The sequence below is a fragment of the Saccharothrix australiensis genome, assembly GCF_003634935.1.
Classification (GTDB): Bacteria; Actinomycetota; Actinomycetes; order Mycobacteriales; family Pseudonocardiaceae; genus Actinosynnema; species Actinosynnema australiense.
Map to the genome: position 1 here is coordinate 2,908,266 of NZ_RBXO01000001.1, position 21,019 is coordinate 2,929,284.

The window sequence follows — 21,019 nt, forward strand, 5'->3', positions numbered from 1 at the left end:
GGCTCATGGTCCTTCCGGGGGGTGTGCGGTGCAGGGCGGGCGGAGGGTGCAGGGTGCGGTCGATCCGTCCGGGCTGCGCTGTGCCGGTCCTCGTCGCGGGGGTCGCCGGTACCGCCGCGACCACGTCGTCGAGCCGCTCGGCGAACCGGCGGCGGACGTCGCCAGCGTCGGCGGCCGGGCCGGGCTCCCCGACGTGGTGGCGGTCCGGGAGGCGGTGTGCGCGGTCGCACGACCAGCGAGGTACCCGTGTCGGCCTGCGCGCTCACCTGCTGCGGTCCTGGCATGGCGGCCTGGGGGACGGAGTCGACCAGCGCGGATAGTTCCGGTGCCCAGAGGCCGCCGGGTCGGCGGCCGGTGCTCAGCGCCGCGACGCCCACCGCGACCCCCGCGACGGCCGCCGGGAGAGCGGGGAGCAGGCATCAGCGCGGTGACCAGGTAGGAGCCCGTCAGCGTCGCCCTGAGCCACCACAGGAGGCTGCCGGTCGGCGCCGGCTGCGGGGTCTCGCGCCACACGATGGCCACGGCCAGCCACACCGTCTCGGTGGTCATCAGCGCGGCCGTGGCGACGGCCGTGAGCACCGGCTGGTGCGCGATCTCCAGCGCGGCGACCACGCGCAGCCCGAGCGGGAAGGCCACCGTCACCGCAGGCGGCAGCCGGTGGGCCGTCGTCGTCGCGGTGCGGCGGGCCGGTGTCCTGGTGGCCTCGGGTGGGCTGTGGTGCGGTCGGGTCCGGTCGGTGCTCATCGATGCCTCTCGGTCGCGGTGTGGACGGGTCGGGTCGGTCATCGTCGGCCGCGGGGGCGCCCAGGACGGTGAACTCCGCGTCGCGCGGGGGTCGGAGGCCGTGGGATGCGGCGTCGATCAGCTCGGTCACGTGGCGCCAGCGGCGGGCCAGACCGCTGTGGATGGTGTGCGGCAGTCCCGTGGCGCCGGCGTCGGTGCGGACCGCGGTCAGGATCTTGTGGGTGCGGGTCCAGACGGCCTGCGCCTGCGGGAGGCCGTGGCGGCGGTGGCGCAGGTGGCGCAGGTGGCCGAGGGTGAGCAGGGCGTCGACGCGGACGGTGATCACGTCGCGGCCGGTGTGGCGGTGGACGGCGCTGCACAGCACGGCGTCGGCGTCGTCCCGCATCGCGAACAGCAGCTCGCCCCCGTCCGACGTCGGCCGCTGCACGCTGCGCGGCGGCGGCGTCGCGGTCGGGGTGGTGCCGCAGGCGGTCGAGGATCGCGTACAGGCGGTGCAGCGCCTGCCCGTGATCCCCGCAGGCCGCGTCCAGGCGGGCGCAGCGCCACAGGGCCGGCAGCAGCTCCGCGGACGGTGTGGCGCGCAGCGCGGCCAGCGCCCGGTCGCGGTAGCACCTGGCCCGGTGCAGGCGGCCGGCGGTGATGTGTCGCCACGCGGCCAGCTCGCCCAGCACGGCGGTCGCGACGGTCCGGCCCGCAGCCTGCGCGGCGGTGGTCGCGGCGTCGGTGATTAGGGCGCTCCATCCCGTGGCGGTGGCGGGGCTGGCGAGCAGCAGCAGCCGGATCGCCAGCCCGATGACCGCCGCGTCATCGCGCAGCCTCACGGCGTCGATGACCGCAGTGGCCAGGTCCCGGTGGTGGCGGTCGATCCAGGCGGCGGCTGCAGCGGCGCGGTCCGAGGTGTCCGGCCGCACCGGCGCGGCGATCGCCGGGTCGGTCATCAGCGCGGTGATCAGGGATCGCACGGTCGGGCGGGGCGCGCCGGGCAGGACGAACACCTCGCCGCACGTCCGGTCGAGCAGGGTGATCAGGTCCTGCGTGGCCGGCGGCCGGGCCGGCAGTCGGGTGCGCGGTCGGGTAGTCATGGCGGTCCTCGGTCGGGGCTGTCGGGCCGGTGTCCGGTCCGGTGTGGCGGGTGGCGCGTTCAGTGCCCGCCACGCAGCCGGTCGAGCCGGGCGCGGACGGCGCCACAGGCCGGTGTGGACGAGACGGGGTCGGCGGGCGGGTCGGCGGGCGCGGCGCGGGCCAGGCACGCCGCGACCGGCGGCGCGAGGGCCTGCGGTGTCCAGCCCGCGGTCGTGACCAGGGCGGCCAGATCGTCGGTGGCGTCGGGGTGGCCCACCGCGCCGGCGCGGTGGGCCACCCCGAGGACCGAGCCCGCTGGCACCAGGCCGCGCCAGCCGGTCAGCACCCGCGCCAGCCCGGCGAGGTCGGCCAGGTGGTCGGCGAGCCCGACGGCCAGCAGCGCCACCGCCGCGTCGGGTGCTGGGGTCGCCGCCGAGGTGGTGATCGCGCGCCACGCCGCGTCCGGGTCGCCGGGGTCGGCCCGGACCGCGCCGTGCCGGCCGCCGGCCAGCAGGGTGCGCGCCAGCTCGTGGGTGATCGGGTCGGTGCCCAGGTACCACGCGCGCGGCGGTGTGGCCGTGCCGGTCCAGCGCCTCGTGCGACGCGTGGGTGGGCACGCCGACGGCGAGGTCGACCAGCACCCGCGCGCCGCGCCCGGCCAGTTCGACGGCGACCCCGCCCAGGCGACCGCGCAGCACCAGGTCCGGGCCGACGATCGTGACCAGCCCGGCGAGCACTGCCGGCAGCGGATGCCACGCCCGCAGCACCAGCTCGACCGCCGCCGCCGCGAGCACCGCCAGGCTCCACCGGGACCGGCGCGCGAGCCGCCCGACCGCATCACGTCGCCAGGCACCGCCCGCCTCCGCGAGGAGGGTGATCCTGAGCCCCGGCGCCAGCAGCACGTGGATCAACGCCACGACGATCGCCACCTCCAACGCCACTCGGGCGACGGGGGTGTCGACCACGACGCCGACGGCGTAGGGCGATGTCGCGCGGACAGCGCTGGCGAGGAGGGAGGCGGGACTCACGGTGTGCGGCTCCGATGCGCTGGGACGAGACAGGGGTGATCAGTGCCCGGCCGCGTCGCCGGGGCGGTCCTCGGCCAAGGCGTGCCGCGGACCGCGGGACACACCCCCGCCGCCGTCGTCGGCGGGGGCCTGCCGGTGTCAGGGCGGCGGCCACGGCATGCCGGCCGTCCCACCGGTGCAGGTCGGCTGCGGCGCGCCGGTGATCGGCGGCCCGCCGGTGCTCGCCGAGAGCGTCGGCGCCCTCGGCGAGCACCTCCTCGAACCGCGCGAGGAAGAAGCGGTCCAGCTCCGGATCGGCGCGGGCCGTCGCGTCGCGCAACGCCGCCTGCGCCTCGTCGTGGCGGCTGGCGGCGATGAGAGTCCGGGCGAGCACGGTCGTGACGTGCAGCAGTTCGCGCCGCTGGCGCGGGTCCCGGACGATGGTCTCCACCGACCGGGTCGCGGCGGCGAGGGCGGCGTCGATCCGCCCGGTGGCGAGGTGCACCTCGGCGATGCCCCACCGGCGCCAGCCGACCGCGGTGTACGCGGGGACCTCGCGCCCGTCGGGTCCGGGCACGAGGCGGTTCCGGTCGGTCTCCAGCGCGGCGCGGAAGTCCACCAGCGCATGTCCGTGCTCGCGTAGTGTGAAGTGGACCCGGCTGCGGCCAGTTGCACCGCCCGCGTCGCCTCGTCCAGCGTCGCCCGCAGGGACTCCCCGGTGGCAGGGTTCACCAGCAGGCTCTGGGAGATCCAGCGCGCCAGCGGCGTCGCGACGGTGACGTGCGCGATCATGCCGCCGGCCCACTCGGTGGCCTGGACGGCGAGCAGCTGCACGTCGTACTGCTCGCGGTGCTGCAGCCGCCACTGCAGCGGGGCCCCACAGCCCACGCCGCACCGCCAAGCCTGAGCTCACTCGCGCAACTCCAGTGCCGTGCGCTGGGCGGCGAGGATGGCCGGCAGCTCGGCATCGAACGCGCGCAACGCCTCGGCTTCCCTGACGAACACCGGCTCGGCGAACACCGACCCGGCGCGTGGCGGGAGTGGACGCCACTTGCCCGGCTCCAGCGCTGCGGACACCGCGTAGGTCAGGTCGACCAGCCGCCCCACGACCCGGCACAACGCCTGCCGCTCGGCCTCAGTGCCCGGAGCCGGGCCGGGTCGGACCGGGTCGGGTCGGACCGGGTCGGACCGGGTCGGGTCGGGTCGGACCGGGTCGGGTCGGGCGGAAGCGCGGAACGCATAGGGCCGGGTCGGGAACGCACCGGGCCGGGTCGGGCGGGTCGGCGGTGACGGTCAGGTCGCCGTGCTCGACCAGCTCGCGCAGGGCCGCGGTGGCGTCGCCGTTCAGCCCGGCGCAGGCCGAGCCGAGGCTGATGTCGTGGCCCGGCCTCAGATCGGGCACGTCGCGCAACAGCGCGACATCACGGGAGTAGGACCAGGTCATGATTGTCCCCTCGGCGTGAGGTGGTCGGGTGTCGGTGCCCCGGCCGCCCGGGACGACGGGGTGTGGCCTGACGGCGGGTCTGGCGAGGTGCTCGGGACGGCCGTGCGAGGCGCCTGTGCCGCGGGCGGGTCCGGCCACGGGGCGAGGCGGGCGCACACGGCGCGGGCGCGCGGCGACCTGACGCCCTCCAACAGCACCAGTGCCCGCGCGCACAGGTCGCGCTCGACCCTGGGCGAGTGCTCGGCGTGGGCGAGGTCGGCCAGGACGAGCAGCGCACGGGCGGTCTCCACTGCGCTGCCCAGGCCGCGCAACCGGGCCTCGGCGTCGACCAGCACCACGCGGGCACCGGTCCGATCACCCAGCTCCAGCCAGGCCCGGCCCAGGTCGACCAGCACGCGGGCGTGGTGGTAGTCGTCGGGCTCGTGCAGCGCGGCGAACCCCGACCACGTCCGGGTCAGCGATCGCAGCGCTGCCACCCGGTCGCCGCCCTCCAGCAGCAGGGCACCGAAATGTTGCCGCACGACCGTGAGATCACGCGCCGGTCCCTCCCAGAGGCGCCGCCGCTCCGCCTCCCGCAGCGCCACCAGCGCCGCGTCGTACTCGCCAGCCGCCCGGTGCAGCAGGCCCCGCACCGTCCGGCACTGCGCCCGTCCCCGTCGCCCGCGTCGCGCAGCAGTCCCCACGCGGTGTCCAGCACCCGCGCCGCGTCCGGGTACGCCTCCAGCGCGGTGTAGTCCATCCCCAGCCGTACCAGGATCACCGCCTCGGCCTCCCGATCGCCCCACGCTCGCACGGCGCGCCACGCCAGCAGGTCCAAACTCCAGCTGCAGCCCGAAGTCCTTGTGCAACAGCCGCGCCGGCCACAGCGCGTCGACCAGGTGCCACGCCCGCGCGTACTCGCTCGCCGCGTACAGCACCCGCGCGTGGCGGGCGACCGCGTCGGTGTGCCGCACCAGCCACGCCCGTGCCTGCTCGGCGGTTATCCCGACCGGGTCGGAGGTCGGCCTGGGGTAGCGACCGCGCCGCCGCCGATGCGGCGCCAGGACGTGGTCGACCGCCGACAGCGCCAGCCACAGCTGGCGGTCCACCTCGGCCACCACATCCGGCGTGTTCGGGAGCCCCATCAGGACCGGCTCCGGTCCGCACTCGTGGTGTCGGAGGTGGGGACGGGTCGACGGCCGAGCCGAAGACGGACCGCGGAGTTCACCGCTGCGAGCGGCACCACGGGACCGGAGGACGCGGCTGCTGTGATCATGGCTTCAGACCGTGGCGCGGTGACACCCTGCCGGCCATGCCGTCCGCCATGTCGATCCGGAATATTCCAGTTCGACATACCTGCAGGTGAACGCTCTTATACAGGTACTCAGGACCACCAAAAGTGATATTTGTCATGTTGCCGTCGTCGTGGATCGTCTCAGCCGTAGCGGGAGGTCGGGAGGGCGTGATCTGGCTCCGCTGCACCGCACGGTCTCCGCGCGGGATCGCCCGCTGCCCCTGTCGCCGCTGCCCCTGTCGCTTCTAGGCGGTGTCCTGTAAGTGGTCATCGCAGCCATAAGACGATGGCGACGATGGTGAGTTCGGCCTGGTAGTAGGCGGCGCGTTTGGCGTAACGGGTGGCCAGGCCGCGGAACTGCTTGAGCCGGTTGAAGCAGCGCTCGACGACGTTGCGCTGTTTGTAGCGCTCGGCGTCGAAGGCCGGTGGTCGCCCACCGCGTGAGCCCAGGGCCGCGCGGCGGGCGATCTGATCCTTGCGTTCCGGGTAGGTGAACGTGACACCACGGACCCGCAGGGCCAGGCGGGTCGACTTGTGCGAGTAGGCCTTGTCGGCGATGACCGCCTCGGGCCGCACCCGTGGATGGCCGGGTCCGGGGCGGGCGACGCGGATGCCGTCCAGCAGCGGCGGCAGCCGTGGGTTGTCCCCGGCCTGGCCGGGTGTGATCAGGATGCGCATCGGCAGGCCGCGTCCGTCGACCACGATATGGATCTTGGTGCTCAGTCCGCCCCGGGACCGACCGAGTCCCTCCCCGTCGACGGCGAGGGCTTCGATCCCGGCGGTGCATCCCCCTTTTTCCGGGCACCGGCGGCGTGTTGGTGGGCCCGGACGACGCTGGAGTCGACACTGACGATCCACTCCAGACCGCCCACCGAATCGTCCTTGACGATCACCCGGTCGAGGATGCGCTGCCAGGTGCCGTCCGCGGTCCACAAACGCAACCGCTCGTGCGCTGTCCTCCAGGGCCCGTAGCGGTCAGGCAGGTCGCGCCACGGGGCACCGGTGCGCAGCTTCCACAGGATCGCGTTGATCACCTGCCGGTGATCCCGCCACCTGCGACCACGCCCCGACACCGGAGGTAACAGCGGCTCAATCACCGCCCACGCCCGATCGGTCAGTTCACCACGGCCAACTACACACCAGAACTACCAGACACCCTGATCACCGGCTTACAGGACACCGCCTAGGCGGCGGAGCGCGGGTCGAGCAGCCCGCGCGCCACGAAGAACACGACCCCGGACAGCGTCGCGGACACGGCGAGCAGCACGAGGTACACGGCCAGGCCCGTGGTGAACTGGACCTGTCGCGGTCCGCTGTTCAAGGTCATCAGCTGGAGGAAGCAGGACAAGGCGGCGCAGAAGACGGCCCCAGCCCACAACGCGCCGAGCACGCGCCGGGTGACGCCCGCCCGGTTCACGTCCAGGCTCCCGCCCTGGACCGACGACCGCGCGCCCTTGAGGGTCGTGCCGGACAGCAGCAGCCAGAACGCCGTCAGCGCGCCCACGGCCACACCGATCGCGCTGAGCGGGTGGTACGAGGTGGGCAGGCCCAGGCCGACGACGACCAGCACCACGCCGAGCACCAGGGCCGTGCCGACCACGAGCAGCCCGACCGCCCCGCAGCGGGCCCGGACGTGCGCGGCCCGCCGCGGGGAAATCTGCACGTACAGCGGTGGCGGGCCGCCCCCGACCGGGAGGATCACCGGTCGACCCGCCAGTCGGAGCCGTCGCCGTCGGCGACGCTCGCGTCGGACATGTCCGCGGTGTTCGGCATGGTCCACTCCGTCCCGATGTCGCGGATCTTCTGGGCGATGTTCTGCTGCTCGACCTCGATGGTGTTGGTGTGGGACTCCAGCGCCACGACCGTCGCGCCGATGATGCCGACCGCGACGGCGAGCCCGCCCGCGATCGCGCCCACCGCCGCAGGCGTGCCGACGATCGTGCACGCCGCGGCCACCGCGCCGATCGCGGCGACCACGAACGTCGCCAACGCCACGCCGATGGCGATCCAGAACGCGTCGATGGAGTTCGCCAGGCTGACCAGCGACGAGCGCATCTGGTTCGAGACGTCCTTGACCGCGTTCAGCCCGGCCGCCTGCGGCGGGACGGTGGCGGCGTAGGCGCGGGCCGCCTTGCCCGTCCACGCGACGTTGGTCTTCATCTTGTCGAGCCCGATCGTGCCCGCGATCTCGCCGAGCACGTTGCCGACCTTGTCGGCCCACTCCGCGCCGACCTGCTTGAGGCGGTCGGAGTCGCCGGGCTGCTCGAACAGCTGGTTCACCCGGTCCCAGAACTCGGCGATCCTCACGTTGACCGTGCGGAACAGCTCCTCGACCTGCTCGATGACCCACTTGAGCGGGGCGGGCACCCAGCTCAGCGTCCGGTCGACCGTCTCGAAGAACCGGCGCAGGTGGCGGTCGACCTCGTCGGCCTTGCCCCGTGCCTCCACGACCAGTGGGTTGCCGCTCATCGATCCCCCATGATCCGGTTCATCTCGTGCATGTTGGCTTCCTCTTCGCGCTGGTAGGTCTCTGCGGCGGCGCGCAGGCTGTCGCCGAGGCCGGTGAACGCCTCGACCGCCCGGCCCAGCAGGTCCTCCAGCACGACGCGGCCGTTCTCGTAGGTCCGGTCGAGGTTGCGGTCCACCGCCCACATCGACAGGTCGGCACCGGTGAGGTGCAGGTCGCCGATGGCGCGCCGGGGCGCTTCGACCTTCTCCGCGGCCTGCGACCAGAGGCTCGCGTCCTCGTGCATGGCGCGCAGTTCGGTCGTGATGTCGCTCATGGCAGCAGCCCCACTCGTCGTAGGAGGGTGTCCGGATCACTGGCCAAGGCGCGGAGCTCGGCTATGGCCGGACCTCGCGGCCCGTCCGCCAGGCGGCTCGGCGACCCGTCGGCGTGCAGCTTGCGCAGGACTTCGACGAGTTCGCCCTCGATCTCCCGGTTCGGTGCGCCGTGCGCCCACCTCCCGTCGGCCTCGAAACCGATCACCTGTCCTGTTCGGACGGTTCCGCGCACGTGGCCGCCCGCGCTCTCCACGGTCACCGGGGTGTCGACGGCGTGGTCGAGTTCGCTCGTGAACGCGGCCAGTTCCGCGGTGACGGCGTCGAACAGCCGCAGCGCGTCTTGTGCGGTGAGCGGGGAGTCGGCCGGTGCCACCGGGGTCCGCGGCCCCGAGCTGTCCGGTGTGGACTCCCGCGCGGCCTCCATCCCGCGCGCCAACGCCTGCATGGTCGCGTTGTTCGCCGCGCTGAGCACGGCCCCGCCGAGACCGCGCGGGTCGAGCGCGCGCCGCCAGTCGGCGATCAGCGTGACCGCGCGCGCCTGACCGTCCGGCCCGACCACGACGGTCACGGCACCGCTCGCGTCCACCCCGATCGCCGAGTCCGCGTCGTCCTGCTCGGCGGAATGCTTCGGTGCGGCACGCCGTTCGGCCGCGTACTCCCAGTCATCGGCCTCCTCGAACCCCCACCGACGGTCGTCTTTCACGCAGCCCCCTACTCGTCACCACTCGGAATCGGCCGAATGCGAAGTGTCACCAAGACGTACTGCGGATCGTAACGACATGGCGACCAACGGCGACGGGAAACGGTGAACGTGAGGGGACGTCGCAAACTGCGGTCCCGCCCCGGACGACCACCCACCCGGACCACGGGGCGCGGGCCGGTCCCGAGTCCGCGGGTGGGGCGGTGCTGCCGGACCGAGGCCGCTACCCGGTCATCAAGCCGGTCAACAGCTTCGCCGTGCCTTCCGGTGATTCCACCGGGAAGTGGTGGGTGCCCAGGTCCACGAGGATGATCTCGAAGCGGTCGGAGTAGCGGTCGATCGCTTCCTGCGCGACGAGGTCGCGGATCGCGAGCACGGTGATCGGCTGCTTCGTTCCGCGCAGTGCCGCGTCCATGTCCCAGCGGATCAGGGCTTCGATGGCGCGCAGGCCCGCGGGTTGCCGCACGGCGACCATCTTGTCGAAGTACCGCTCGCCGAGAGCGGGATCGGTGCCCGCCGGGGTGCCTCCTTCGACGAGTCCCCGCACCGCTGCGGGGAAGTCGTCGCGGAACGGGCGGATCATCGCGTCGGTGCGGTCTTCGCTCATCGCCGGGAACAGGGCGTAGTGCAAGGCGTCGAGCGCGACCACGTGCGACACCGTGTCCGGGAGCAGTCGGCCGACCTCCACGGCCACCGCGCCGCCGAGGGAGTGCCCGGCCACGACCACGTTCGTCGCGGACTCCGCTGCCAGCACCGCGGCCACGTCGTGGGCGAATTCCTCGATCGTCCAGACCTCCCTGGTGGAGCGCGACTCGCCGTGCTCCGCGAGGTCGATCGCCAGGACGCGGTAGTGCTCGGGCAGGTGGTCGGTCAGCGCGTCGAAGTCGGTGCGGTCGCAGGCCCAGCCGTGGACGAGCGCCAGGGTCGGTCCGCCGGTCGGGCCGCTCGCGGTGTAGCGGATCGTCGTGTGGTCCGCGCGCCGCACTTCCAGGTTCTTCTTGGTGGTCAAGGTGTTCTCCTGTCACTGGTCGGCAGGACGGCGTCGGGTCCTGACCTGGTTGAGGCGGAGGGCGAAGGCGGAAGAGGTGATCAGCACGATCGCCAGCGCGTAGATCACGGTGGCGGTTGCCAACCCCAGTGCTGTCACGGCGATCCCGCCGAGTATCGCGGGCACGCTGTTGGCCAGGTAGCTGATCGTGTTCGCCAGGGCGAACACCGCGCTTCGCTCGTGCGGCCGGGCGACGCGGGCGACGGTGCCGAAGGTCGCCAGCGCCGATGCGCCGAAGCCGACGCCGGCGACCACCGTGCCGAGAGCGGCGAGCCAGGGGAGGTTCCCGGTCGTTCCGGCGAGCGACATCAGGGTGCCCAGCCCGAGGACAGCGGACGACGGGGCCAGCAGTGACGCCGCCGGACGCGAGCGGAGGAGCAGGACCGTGAGCGCGCCGGTGCCGGTCAGGAGCGTCACGACGACGCCGCCGATCACGCGGTTGTGCAGTCCCAGCAGTTCGGCCGCGACGGACGGGCCCAGTGAGAGGTACATGCCTGCCAGGGCCCAGGTGGAGACCATCGCCGGCACCACCGGGAGGATGTCGGCACGCACGTGAGCGGGCATCGCGAGACGCGGGCGCAGGGACGCGAGGGCTCCCGGCCGTCGGGGCGAGGTCTCCGGCAGGCGGGCGACGACGACCGCCGCGGTCAGCATTGCGCCCAACAGCAGTGCGTAGACCAGCCGGGTCGGCGCGGGACCGAACTGCACGAGCACCCCGCTGCCGAGAGCGCCGAGCGCGAGCCCGGTCAGGGGCGCCACCGCGGTGATGGCGCCGGCCCGCCCGCGCGCGGGTTCGAGATCCACGAGGGTGGCGCTCAGGGTCGTTGTCGCCGCCCCGGTCGCGACGCCCTGAAGCACCCGGGCGACGGCGAGCACGCCCACGTCCCCGGCGACCAGGAACAGCACGAGCGCGACCGCTTCCAGGGCGATCGCCGCGGCGAGCACCGGTCGGCGGCCGAGGTGGTCCGACAGGGCTCCGACGACGAGCAACGCGCCCAGCAGGCCGAACACGTAGAGGGCGAACACGACCGTCAGCACCAGGGCCGTGAAGTGCCATTGCCGCTGGTAGATCACGTAGATCGGCGACGGCGCGCTGGATGCGGCGAGGAAGAGCACGAGGACGGCGGCCACCGACGGGAAGGCGCCTTTCCGCGCCGGTGGCCGCGGCGGGCAGGGATCGAGGACGGGAACGGACATGCAAGCCTCGCAGTGATCGTTGCGTTAGCACCGCCAAGCTAACACAAACGCACTGATCACTGCGAATAAAACGCAGCGATCAGTGCAATAATGGCCCCATGTCCGCCGCGACCTCCGCATCCCGCACCGACAGTCGACCCGGCGGTCGCTCGGCGCGCGTCCGCTCGGCGGTCCACCAGGCCGTCAAGGACCTGCTCGCCGACGAGACCGCCGACCAGTTGACGATCCCGGTGATCGCCGCCCGTGCGGGCGTGCACGCCACCACGGTCTACCGCCGCTGGGGCTCCGTGGGCGACCTGCTCGCCGATGTGGCGACCAGCCGCTTCTCCGGCGACTTCGTGGTGCCGGACACCGGGAGCCTCCGCGGGGACCTGGAGCGGTACGCGGCCGACCTCGCCAAGGACCTCGGCGACCCGGACACCCTGGCCCTGGTGCGCGCCACCATCGGCGTCGGCGGGGAGCAGGGCGCCGCCGTGTGCCGCAAGGAACGCCAGGACCAGCTCGAGGCCATCCTCGACCGCGAACAGAGCCGGGGCAACGAGGTACCGACGATCGACCGCACCATCGACGCCCTGCTCGCGCCGCTCTACTACCGGGCCGTCTTCACCGACCGGACCCCCACTCCCGAATGGGCGCGCACGCTCGTGGCCCACCTGCTGCCGGAAGCGCCCGAACCGCACCGGACGGGCGAAGCCGTCCCCGCCGACGGCGAACGCACCCCCGGACCCGACCACCCCACCACGAACGTCGTCCGAGAAAACCCGGACCGCGCACGAGGATGAGCACCGTGGCGGGGTCGACCCGTATGACGCCCTCCGACGCGGTCATCCCACCGACGCTGCTGAGCGCGGTCGTGGCGATCGGCCGCCAGGCCGGGCTGCCGGTCTCGGCCTGGTTCTCGGGGACCGGGCTCGAACCCGCGCTCCTCGACGACGTCGATGTCCGCGTGTCGTTGGACCAAGCCAGGACGGTGCTCCGCAGAGCTGTCGAGGCGCTGCCCGACCGACCCCTCGGCCTGGAAGTCGGAGCCCGCGACGCGTTGCTGTCCTTCGGCTTCGTCGGCGTGGCGATGAGGTCGGCGGCGACTGTCGGCGACGCGTTCGCGGTCGTCGACGAACTGCACCGGGCGTCCGGCAGCCTCGCCGACTTCACCGCGGGAGGTCTGGACGGGGACGAGGTCGAACTGCACCTGCGGGAGCGCTGGCCGGACCCCGTCCTGCTGCCGTTCCTCGTCGAGGAGGCGTTCGCCAGCGTCACCGCGTTCCTGCGCTCGGTCCTCGGCGGGACCTGGACGCCCAACCGGCTCTTCCTGTCCTACCAGCCGCCTGCCCACGCAGCCCGGTACCAGCGGTTCTTCCGTTGTCCGGTGCACTTCGCCGCCGACGCCGACCGCCTCGTGATCAGTTCCGGGGTGCTGCGATCGCCGATACCCACCCACCACGAACCGACGCTGCGGACGGCGCTCGCGGTGTGCCGGAGCCTGATCGCGCCGGCGCGGGCCAGGCCCGGCGTCGTCGCCGCGGTGGAGGCGCTGCTGAACGCACACCTCCACCGCCCGCTCACCATGACCGAGATCGCCGCTCGGATGCACATCAGCGAGCGCACGTTGCGCCGGCAGCTCGCCTTGGCGGGCGACCACTTCACCGCCGTCCGCGACCGCGTCCGCGAGCGGCACGCGACCGCGCTGCTGCGGCACTCGGCCATGGCCATCTCGGCCGTGGCCGCCGAAGTCGGCTTCAGCGACGGACGCGAGTTCCGCCGCGCCTATCGGCGTTGGACCGGCCGGACCCCCCTGGCCGCCCGCACCTCCGGCGACGGGCACCCGGCCGCCGAGACCTGACCGGGGCAGCCTGACGCCTCGGCGGTCGGGTGGCTTCGCCCGTCCGGGCTCGCGGGCAGCGTGGTGGCGCCGTCCGCCAAGCGCGTGCGGGCGCGGTGGTGCCGCTGCTCGACGGGCACGGTCCTCGTCGCCTTGGGCAGCCCCATCGCCGGTGTCCCGACGAACATGCTCTCGGCGCGCTCGACGACGAAGGTCTCGTGCCAGACGCCGACCGCGTCGGGGTGCTTCCTCGCCATCGCGTTGAACCTCGTCCACGCCGGTCGGTGACTCAGCGACCCGGCCGACGCGTAGGCGTAGAGCTTGTCGATCGAGGACCAGTACTGCACGGCGAACGGCCCCCTGCGGTTGAACAGCAACTCGTAGCCGAGCAGCCCCGAGTCCGGGTCCTCGGCGAGTTCGCGCATCATCGCCGGCATGGCGAAGAAGACCGGCATCCAGAGATCGGGTCGCCACCACCGGTTGAACGTCATGCCGATGTGGAACACCACCAGCTCCCCGTCGTACTGGTGCGTGACCCTGCCGGAAACGATCCTCACCATTGCTCCTCCGTGGATCGGGTGGTTGCACCGTCGACGCATCCCTCGTCGGGTCCGTAGAGATGTCATGGTTCCCACGACGCGCTTCCGGGTTGATGTCGACGAACGGGAACCAGTCCACCGCCCGGAGGGTCCTCGCGTGGAGGGCGTCAACGGCCACCACGGGGGGCGAACCGGACACGTCCGCGGCGCGCGTGGACGGATGTGCCCAGCGAGACGCGCGTACCTTCATGAAGTGATCGGTGGGGCGTTCCGCTGATATGTCGGGTCGGAGTTTCGATCGCTGTACGCCCTTGGTCGCGCGTCCTGCGCGGCGCCACCGGCAACTACGCCATTGGTGGTGTGAACCCGCGATCCGTGGCGTCTTCCGCGCGCCCCGACCTACGATTCCGGCATGTTGCGCAGGAAGCCGGCGGTGCAGAATAGCGCAGTTGCCCGTCAGATGAGAACCTTCTTCAAGGCGCTCGACCGGGCAGAGCCCGCACGGGTGGCGACGAACTACGGATCTTTTCTTTGGGATGGCTCGACTGAACGTCTCGTGGACAACGACGAGTTGTCCAGGTCCCGGTTCCACATCGGACTTTCGGTCAACGGGAGCGCGTCCAGCTTCGAGCGGCTCACCAAGCGGGCGGCCCTGGTGTCGGACACGCTCCTGCTGACCCACGACTGGACGGATCGGTACCACGAACTGGGGGAGAGCAGTCGGTACCACCTCGGCGACCGCGACTACCACAGCGCCCGACCGACGCACACGCTCGCCGAGTCGGAAAGTGTGGTCAAAGAATGGCTGGAAGAGCGCAGGAGGGAAGAAGTCCCCCTCCGGTCGATTGCGATCGCTGTGCGACGGAAACTCGTCTGGATCGATGAAAGCGACCTTGCCGTGGTTCCTGCCGCTCGTGAACGCGGAGCAACGCAGTCCACACGAGACGGTCCGGGGCGGAGTCGAAGGCCCTGCGATCCCGGCGCGCGATGCCGGCGGGGCGTCGGCGATGCTGTGGGCGTGGAGTACGTGTCCAGAGTGCCGCGACCGCCGCTGGACGGGCTGGTCGACGACCTCTACTACCTGGAGGGTGCGTCGCCGTACGCCCGGCTGACGCTGCCGCCCGGGCCGTCGGCGTTGCTCATCGTCAACCTGGGTGCGCCGTTCCGCATCCGCGCCGGCACCGACATCGAGGCGGCCGAGTACGCCGACGGCTGCGTGATCACCATGTCCACCCGCGCGCTGGAGTTCGGCTACCCACCCCGGACCCGGTCCGTCGGCGTGCACTTCAAGCCGTGGGGGCCGGCGCCGTTCCTGCCGATGCCCGCAGTCGAGCTGTGTGATCGGCCGGTGACGGTGGAGCAGGTCTGGGGTCGGCCCGCCGTCGCCGGGCTGCGGGACCGCCTGGCCGCGGCGGGCGGACCGCACGAGATGCTGACGCTGCTGGAAGACGAGCTGGTGCGACGGCTGCGCGAAACCGCCGGCCTGGGGCTGGTCCGCCACACGAGCAACGTCATCGCGGCGGCCGGCGGGGCGGTGGCGATCGGCGACCTGAGCGTGGCGGCCGGTGTCAGCAGCACCCATCTGGCACGGCGGTTCAAGGAGGTCATCGGCGTCACGCCGAAGCGGCTGGCCCGCACCCACCGCTTCGCCGCCACCGTGTTCGCGATCAACCCCGCCGGACCGATCGACTGGGGCGACCTCGCCGGTGGCGCGGGCTACTTCGACCAGGCCCACTTCGGCCACGAGTTCCGGGCGTTCACCGGGCTCACGCCGACCCGGTACGTCGAAGTCCGGCGGCGGTTCCTGCGCGAGCACCCCGGCCACGCGCTGGACGGCTGGCCGCTGCCCGCCGATTGATTTCTTACAAGAGCGACAGCCCGCGACACGCTAATTTCGGGGCACCCCAAGCAGAGGAGAGCCCCGTGGGCAAGGTGGTCATGTACAGCTCGGTGTCGGTGGACGGCTTCGTCGCGGACGAGAACGACCGACCCGGACCGCTGTTCGACTGGTTGTCCAACGGCGACATCCCGTTGGACGAGAGCGGCGAGGTGAAGGTGTCGCAGACCTCCTACGACTACACCCGGCCGTACTGGGAGCGGATCGGGGCGACGATCGTCGGCCGTCACGTCTTCGACATCACGGACGGCTGGGGCGGGAAGCCGCCGAGCGGGATCGACCACGTGGTCGTCGTGACGCACCGGCCGGAACCCGAGGGCTGGGACCCCGAAGCGCCGTTCCACTTCGTCGACGGCGTCGAGGCAGCCGTGGCCAAGGCGCGGGAGCTCGCGGGCGACCGCGTGGTCGAGGTCGCCGCCGGCGACGTCGGTGGCCAGGTGTTCGCCGCGGGGCTGATCGACGAGGTGCGCATGGACGTCGTGCCCGTCGTGTTCGGGTCCGGCAAGCGCTACTTCGGGTCGGTCGGCGCGCAGCACCTGTTGGAGGACCCTGACGTGGTCATCCAGGGCAACCGGGTACTTCACCTGCGCTACCGGGTGCGCCGTCCGAGCTGAGCGGGAACGCGAACAGGTCCACTGCGAACGGTGACGGGAGGTCGGGCCTTCAGTCCTCGGCCGGTAGTGCCTTGTCCGGGTCGTCGAGGGGGAGGGTGATCGACAGACCGGACGTCGATGTCGCGGTCAGGGTCGACGCCTCGACGGTGAGTTCACCGAACGGGTTGGACTCGGACAGGTAGCAGACCCAGACCAGCGAGTGGTCCTCGTCCAGTCGGGCGAAGAAGCCCTCCGAGCCGTGCGAGCCCTCGCCGGCGCACGCGTAGCCACCGGGAACGCGGATTTCCCTGGTGACGTCGATCGACGTCAGCCACTCGGGGTCTTCGGCCAGCAGTTCGGCCAGGTCGAAGGACTCGACGAGGCGCAGGCCGCGCTCGTCGGCCTCGACGGCGTAGGAGCGGCCGTCGGCGAAGTAGAGGCCGTCCTCGATGGGCAGGCGGGCGGAGGACCAGAGGGTGGTGATGTCGCTCATCCGCGTCTCCTGCGCCGTCCCCCGCCGCAGCCCGGAGGCAGGGCGGTCGGTCGTTCGTTCAGGCCGGTGTCGGGAACCGGCTCGCCGTTGAGCCTGTTGCGCGGGTCGCGGAAGCGTTCCTGGAACTTCTCGGCCCACGTCTTACCGGTGGTCGACTCGGGGTGCGGTGCGTTGGGGTCGACTCGCTGGACACCCACCGGCACCCCCGCCTCCCGCGCGGCGTCGAGGCGGCGGTTATCGTAGCTGACGAGCCGACCGTCGATCTCCATGACGTGCACCGGCGAGCGGTTCCAGTCCCACTGGCCGTTGCGCATCGCTTCCGCGTAGTCGTTCCGGGTGATGCTGCGCTGGGAGAAGTTGATGTCGTTGGGGTCGAGGAACTCGATGTCGCTGGTCTCGGTGAGGCCGAGCGCGTCGCTCCACCCGGTGGGGTTGTGCACGTACCCGTGCGGGGACGGCCCGCCGAACAGCCCGAGCGGATCAGGGCTGGTGTAGCGGGCGGCGAGCGGGTCGTAGTAGCGCAGGTGGTTGTAGTGCAGCCCGGTTTCGGTGTCGTAGTACTGGCCGGGGAACCGCAGCGGCGTGTCCGCGGCGCCGACGCGGGCGGCGGGCAGGCCCCACAGCGTCGATCGCTGCCGCCAGGCGGGCGTCCCGCGTTCGTCGACCAGTTCCGTGGGCGTGCCAACGATGTCGGTGACGATGGAGTAGAAGTGCTGGTCGACCCAGTCCTGGCCGGTGCGCGCACGCTCGGTCTGGGTGAGCGGACGGCAGCTGTCCGGGGCGAACTCCCAGGTCGTGGCGTGACCGGCCGAGTGGGTCTGCTCGGCCAGGACTGAGCCGTCCCACGCGAAGTCGACGCGTTCGGCCACCGACCCGTCGGGGGCGAGGCGCAGCTTGGCGACGCGGCGGCCCAGCGGGTCGTACCGGTAGGACCACCTTGTGCCGTCCGGTGTGGTGACCGCGACGAGGTGGTCGTCGGCGTCCCACTGGTAGTGCCAGGTGTCGGGTTTGCGGGACAGCCGCTTGCGCTGTCGCAGCACGACGCGGCCCTGCCCGTCGTGCTCGTAACGCGCGTCGCCCGCAGTGCGGACCAGGGTGCCCGCGTGGGTGGTACCGGATCCGGGTCCGGTGACGTTGCCCGCCGCGTCGTAGGCGTACCGCTCGCGCCATCCGGGTCCGTCGACACCGGTGACCCGTCCCAGGGGGTCGACGCGGTAGTTCCGCGACGGACCTGACGAGTCGCGGACCGCGACGAGGTTGTCGTCGGCCTGGTAGTGGTACCGGCGGTGCGCCACTTCCCGGCCGCCGGCGAGCAGCGCCTGCCCGGTCAGCCGGTGGTTGGCATCCCACGACTGGCTGAGCACCAGATCGCCGGTCGAACGGCTGACCTCGTGACCCGCCGCGTCGTGGTCGAACGCCACGACACGAGTGCCCGCGGTGAGCCGGGTGGGGCGCGAGGCGGCGTCGTACTCCCAAGAGGTGGTGGCGCCGGTCGGGGTGTACCTGCGCACACGCCTGCCGAGCGCGTCGTACGCGGAGGCGACGGTGCGCCCGTTGATCGTCTCGGTGAGTACGCGACCCAGCGGGTCGCGGCTGTAGCGCAGCTCCGCGTCGGCGTTGCGGGCGCGGGTGATCCGGCCGAGTTCGTCGTACTCGACGGTGGTCACCGCGTCGCCGCAACGCCGCTCGACGATGTTGCCCAAGGGATCACGGGTGAACGTGGCGGTCTGGCCCACGCCGTTGACTCGTTCGACGAGCCTGCCCGCCGCGTCGTGGCGGTAGGTCAGCACGCGGCCGTTGAAGTCGGTCTCCCGGACCAGGTTGCCCGCCGGGTCGTACTCGTAGCGCCAGACCAGACCTTGGGCGTTGGTGACAGCGGTCAGCCGCAGCGTCCGGTCGTAGCCGAACCCGATCCGGCTTCCATCGGGCCGGATCTCGGCCGCGGGCAGGTTGAAGTGCGTGGTGACGACCCTGCGCACCCGACCCAGGGGGTCGACGTGCTCGACCTCGTTGCCCTCGGCGTCGTAGCGCCACCGCTCCGCGGCCCCGTCGGGGCGGGTCCGGCTCAGCGGTTTGCCCTCAACGGTCCAGGTGTACCGGGTTCGCCCACCGAGCGGGTCGACCACCGCGGTGGCACGGCCGAACGCGTCGCGGACGTATCGGGTCGTCGCGCCCGCCGCGTCGGTGACCGCGATCGGGATGCCCGCGCCGTTGGTCTCGATGCGCCGCACCCCACCGAGGGCGTCGGTGACGGCGCGTCGGTGACCGCGGTCGTCGTAGGCGTAACCGGTGACCGCGCCCGCCGGGTCGGTCTCGGCGAGCAGGTTGCCGCGCTCGTCGAAGACCTGCCGCCACACCCCGCCGTCGGGTGCGATGAACGTGGTGACCATGCCGTGCTCGTCGTACTCGGCGATGGCCTGGGTGCCGTCGGGCCGGGTGGTGGTGACCAGGTCGCCCGCTTCGTCGTAGGTGAAGCGGGTGGTGTGCCCGAGCTGGTCCGTGCGGGCGACCAACCGGTCGGCCTCATCCCACTCCTGGGTGATGGTGTTGCCCAGCGGGTCGGTCCTGGCGGTCAGGCGCCGCCGGTCGTCGAACCGGTACGTCGTGGTCGCACCGAGTGCGTCGGTGAACCGGGTCGTGCCCTCGCCGTACTCGAACGTGCCGTCGAGGAACCCTCCTGATCCCTCGTTGCCGACGCACCGGCCGTGCGCGTCGTAGTGGTAGCGGTACCACTCGCCGTTGCGGTCGGTCCACTGCGTGATGCGGCCCGCGTGGTCGTAGTCGAACCGCATCGGTCTGCCGGAGGAGTTGACGACCTCGGTGAGCCCGGTGTCGTCGTAGCCGAACCGGACGACGCTGACACCGGCGCCGCGCAGCCGCAGTTCGGTCACCAGGCCCCGGTCGCTGTCCACGTCGACGTGGTAACCGCCGCTGTGCCGCACCGCCGTGACCGTTCCCGCCGCGTCGCGGTCGAAGTCGATCCGGTTATCGTTGCGGTCGGTCACCGCCACGAGCGGGCCGTCGGCGCCGAACCACAGCGTGCGACCGGTTCCCCGCTGCGTGATCGCGTAGCCTTCCCCGACCCGTGACAGCGGCCACCGCGGTCCCACCTCGGGCAGCACGGGGTGCCCGGCGGGCTCCGGGTAGACCAGCACCATGCCGTCTTCCGCGAGGAACAACGCGCCGCGCGCGTCGAACTCCAACCGCTGGTCCAGCGTGGACGCCCAGGACGGTCCGAACGAGCGGCCCGCGCGGTAGGACGACACGTGGGTCCGGCCCAGCACCAGCGGCAGCACGCCCGGCAGGTCGAGATCGGTGTGGGGGAGGACCATCTCGCCGCTGACGACGTCGACCGGGTCGTTCTCGCAGACGCGGTCGGGCTCCGGGGTCCTGGTGTCGTTCGGATCGGCGGGTCGGTTGGGACTGGTGTCGGTCGAGGTTCCGCTCGGGGACGTCGTGCCGGAGGGTGGTGTGGTGCCCGATGGGGACGTGGCGTCGGTGGAGGCGCTCGACGGCGTGGTGGGGGAGTCGACGTCGCCGATCGTCGGGACGTCGGCCCTGGGTGTGCTGGCGGGGGTGGTGGTGTCGGGGCTGGCGGGTGAGTCGGCGCGGCGGCCGAGGGTGCTCAGCTTGTCCGTGATCTCGCCGAGTTTGTCGAGGATTTTGCGGATGCGGGGGGTGACGTTGGCGATGGTTTTGACGAGTTTGCGGACCAGGTCGGCGATGCGGTTGCAGACTTTGGTGATGGTGGAGACGGCCTGGGCGATGATGAGGGGGGTGGCCAGGCCGAGGGTGGCGATGGCTTCCAGGGCCCAGGTGATGAGTTTGCCGACGACCTCGGCGACGAGGTCGCGGATGATCTCGCGGACGGCGGCGACGACTTCGCCCATGACCATCACGCCGGTGCCGACGCCTTCGGCCAGCGTGCCGGCGCCGGTGAGGGCGTCGGCGGTCTGGGCGGCGTGTGCGCGGTAGGTGTCGGCGGCGGTGCCCTGCCAGCCGGTGGCGTGCTGGTGTCCGAGGTCCTGGGCGATGGTGCGGACTTCGGTGGCGACGGTGGTCCAGGTTTCGCTGAACGAGCGGATGACGGGTGGGTCGCCGGCGAACCAGTCCAGGGCCTGCTTCAGGGGTTGGACGTGTTCGATGAGCCAGGACACGCCGTAGGAGGCGACGGTGCCGACGGGGTCGAGCACCATCGACAGCACTTCCAGCCCGACCCCGACCCCGCCGAGTCCGGCTTCGACCCAGCTGCCGTCGGAGATGCCCTGGGCCAGGTCGTTGGCCGACTCGGCGATACCGATCCCGGTCACCGCCGACGTGTCGTCCTCCGGCGCGGCCACCAGCGGGTTGGTCATCGGTTCCCTCCGAGTGACGTGGAGATCAAGCCGCGCTACTGCGCCCGGGACGACGCACCGGGCC

General features: G+C 72.3%; 19 protein-coding genes and 1 pseudogene. 6 read left to right on the forward strand and 14 right to left on the reverse strand.

Annotated features, from left to right (window positions below; genetic code table 11):
• Positions 1 to 1,037: 1,037 nt before the first annotated feature.
• The gene (locus tag C8E97_RS13500) at positions 1,038 to 1,475 is read left to right on the forward strand and encodes a hypothetical protein (RefSeq protein WP_147455099.1); all 438 of its coding nucleotides are present in this window, start codon (positions 1,038 to 1,040) and stop codon (positions 1,473 to 1,475) included.
• Positions 1,476 to 1,885: 410 nt separating this feature from the next.
• On the opposite strand, the gene C8E97_RS13505 is transcribed toward C8E97_RS13500, so the two are convergent.
• Positions 1,886 to 2,659, reverse strand: a complete 774-nt coding sequence (locus tag C8E97_RS13505) for a class I SAM-dependent methyltransferase (RefSeq protein WP_121005377.1) — start codon at positions 2,657 to 2,659, stop codon at positions 1,886 to 1,888.
• Between the two features lie 332 nt (positions 2,660 to 2,991).
• Between C8E97_RS13505 and C8E97_RS13510 the strand changes: the two genes are divergently transcribed.
• Positions 2,992 to 3,456 (forward strand): hypothetical protein, encoded by a 465-nt coding sequence (locus tag C8E97_RS13510; protein WP_121005380.1) that lies wholly within the window; start codon positions 2,992 to 2,994, stop codon positions 3,454 to 3,456.
• A 266-nt stretch (positions 3,457 to 3,722) separates the two neighbouring features.
• Here the strand turns inward: C8E97_RS13510 and C8E97_RS34485 are convergent, their stop codons facing one another.
• The 10 genes and pseudogenes from C8E97_RS34485 to C8E97_RS13560 form a co-directional block, all read right to left on the reverse strand.
• On the reverse strand, positions 3,723 to 3,920 hold the full coding sequence (locus tag C8E97_RS34485; RefSeq protein ID WP_170211804.1) for a hypothetical protein: 198 nt from the start codon (positions 3,918 to 3,920) through the stop codon (positions 3,723 to 3,725).
• 28 nt (positions 3,921 to 3,948) lie between these two features.
• Positions 3,949 to 4,257 carry a hypothetical protein gene (locus C8E97_RS34490; RefSeq protein WP_170211805.1) on the reverse strand — a complete coding sequence of 103 codons (309 nt, stop codon included), beginning with the start codon at positions 4,255 to 4,257 and terminating at the stop codon, positions 3,949 to 3,951.
• Positions 4,254 to 4,889, reverse strand: a complete 636-nt coding sequence (locus C8E97_RS13525) for a hypothetical protein (protein ID WP_121005389.1) — start codon at positions 4,887 to 4,889, stop codon at positions 4,254 to 4,256. The genes C8E97_RS34490 and C8E97_RS13525 overlap by 4 nt, the downstream gene beginning before the upstream one ends.
• 908 nt (positions 4,890 to 5,797) lie before the next feature.
• Positions 5,798 to 6,648: pseudogene (locus tag C8E97_RS13530) on the reverse strand (IS5 family transposase).
• A 65-nt stretch (positions 6,649 to 6,713) separates the two neighbouring features.
• Positions 6,714 to 7,232 carry a hypothetical protein gene (locus C8E97_RS13535; RefSeq protein ID WP_121005392.1) on the reverse strand — a complete coding sequence of 173 codons (519 nt, stop codon included), beginning with the start codon at positions 7,230 to 7,232 and terminating at the stop codon, positions 6,714 to 6,716.
• Positions 7,229 to 7,999, reverse strand: a complete 771-nt coding sequence (locus C8E97_RS13540) for a hypothetical protein (RefSeq protein ID WP_121005395.1) — start codon at positions 7,997 to 7,999, stop codon at positions 7,229 to 7,231. Before C8E97_RS13540 ends, C8E97_RS13535 begins: the two co-directional genes overlap by 4 nt.
• On the reverse strand, positions 7,996 to 8,313 hold the full coding sequence (locus C8E97_RS13545) for a hypothetical protein (RefSeq protein WP_121005398.1): 318 nt from the start codon (positions 8,311 to 8,313) through the stop codon (positions 7,996 to 7,998). The genes C8E97_RS13540 and C8E97_RS13545 overlap by 4 nt, the downstream gene beginning before the upstream one ends.
• A complete protein-coding gene (locus C8E97_RS13550) occupies positions 8,310 to 9,017 on the reverse strand; it encodes a hypothetical protein (RefSeq protein ID WP_121005400.1) in 708 nt (235 codons plus the stop codon). Before C8E97_RS13550 ends, C8E97_RS13545 begins: the two co-directional genes overlap by 4 nt.
• Positions 9,018 to 9,237: 220 nt before the next feature.
• Positions 9,238 to 10,023 carry an alpha/beta fold hydrolase gene (locus C8E97_RS13555; RefSeq protein ID WP_121005403.1) on the reverse strand — a complete coding sequence of 262 codons (786 nt, stop codon included), beginning with the start codon at positions 10,021 to 10,023 and terminating at the stop codon, positions 9,238 to 9,240.
• Positions 10,024 to 10,035: 12 nt separating this feature from the next.
• Entirely contained in the window at positions 10,036 to 11,259 is a 1,224-nt protein-coding gene (locus C8E97_RS13560; protein WP_121005406.1) for an MFS transporter, read from the reverse strand.
• Positions 11,260 to 11,357: 98 nt separating this feature from the next.
• Between C8E97_RS13560 and C8E97_RS13565 the strand changes: the two genes are divergently transcribed.
• Both C8E97_RS13565 and C8E97_RS13570 read left to right on the forward strand, forming a co-directional pair.
• Entirely contained in the window at positions 11,358 to 12,041 is a 684-nt protein-coding gene (locus C8E97_RS13565) for a TetR/AcrR family transcriptional regulator (RefSeq protein ID WP_121005409.1), read from the forward strand.
• 23 nt (positions 12,042 to 12,064) lie between these two features.
• A complete protein-coding gene (locus C8E97_RS13570; protein WP_170211807.1) occupies positions 12,065 to 13,099 on the forward strand; it encodes an AraC family transcriptional regulator in 1,035 nt (344 codons plus the stop codon).
• On the opposite strand, the gene C8E97_RS13575 is transcribed toward C8E97_RS13570, so the two are convergent.
• On the reverse strand, positions 13,024 to 13,635 hold the full coding sequence (locus C8E97_RS13575; RefSeq protein WP_211347008.1) for a DUF4188 domain-containing protein: 612 nt from the start codon (positions 13,633 to 13,635) through the stop codon (positions 13,024 to 13,026). The two genes, C8E97_RS13570 and C8E97_RS13575, sit on opposite strands and share 76 nt — an antisense overlap.
• Positions 13,636 to 14,653: 1,018 nt before the next feature.
• Here C8E97_RS13575 and C8E97_RS13580 point away from each other — a divergent pair.
• Complete coding sequence (locus C8E97_RS13580) at positions 14,654 to 15,475, forward strand: helix-turn-helix domain-containing protein (RefSeq protein WP_121005418.1); 822 nt, start codon at positions 14,654 to 14,656, stop codon at positions 15,473 to 15,475.
• Positions 15,476 to 15,540: 65 nt separating this feature from the next.
• Positions 15,541 to 16,128 carry a dihydrofolate reductase family protein gene (locus tag C8E97_RS13585; protein ID WP_121005421.1) on the forward strand — a complete coding sequence of 196 codons (588 nt, stop codon included), beginning with the start codon at positions 15,541 to 15,543 and terminating at the stop codon, positions 16,126 to 16,128.
• Positions 16,129 to 16,177: 49 nt separating this feature from the next.
• Here the strand turns inward: C8E97_RS13585 and C8E97_RS13590 are convergent, their stop codons facing one another.
• Together C8E97_RS13590 and C8E97_RS13595 are read right to left on the reverse strand one after the other, a co-directional pair.
• The gene (locus C8E97_RS13590) at positions 16,178 to 16,600 is read right to left on the reverse strand and encodes a hypothetical protein (protein ID WP_121005424.1); all 423 of its coding nucleotides are present in this window, start codon (positions 16,598 to 16,600) and stop codon (positions 16,178 to 16,180) included.
• Positions 16,597 to 20,955 carry a DUF6531 domain-containing protein gene (locus C8E97_RS13595; RefSeq protein WP_121005426.1) on the reverse strand — a complete coding sequence of 1,453 codons (4,359 nt, stop codon included), beginning with the start codon at positions 20,953 to 20,955 and terminating at the stop codon, positions 16,597 to 16,599. The genes C8E97_RS13590 and C8E97_RS13595 overlap by 4 nt, the downstream gene beginning before the upstream one ends.
• Positions 20,956 to 21,019 lie beyond the last annotated feature (64 nt).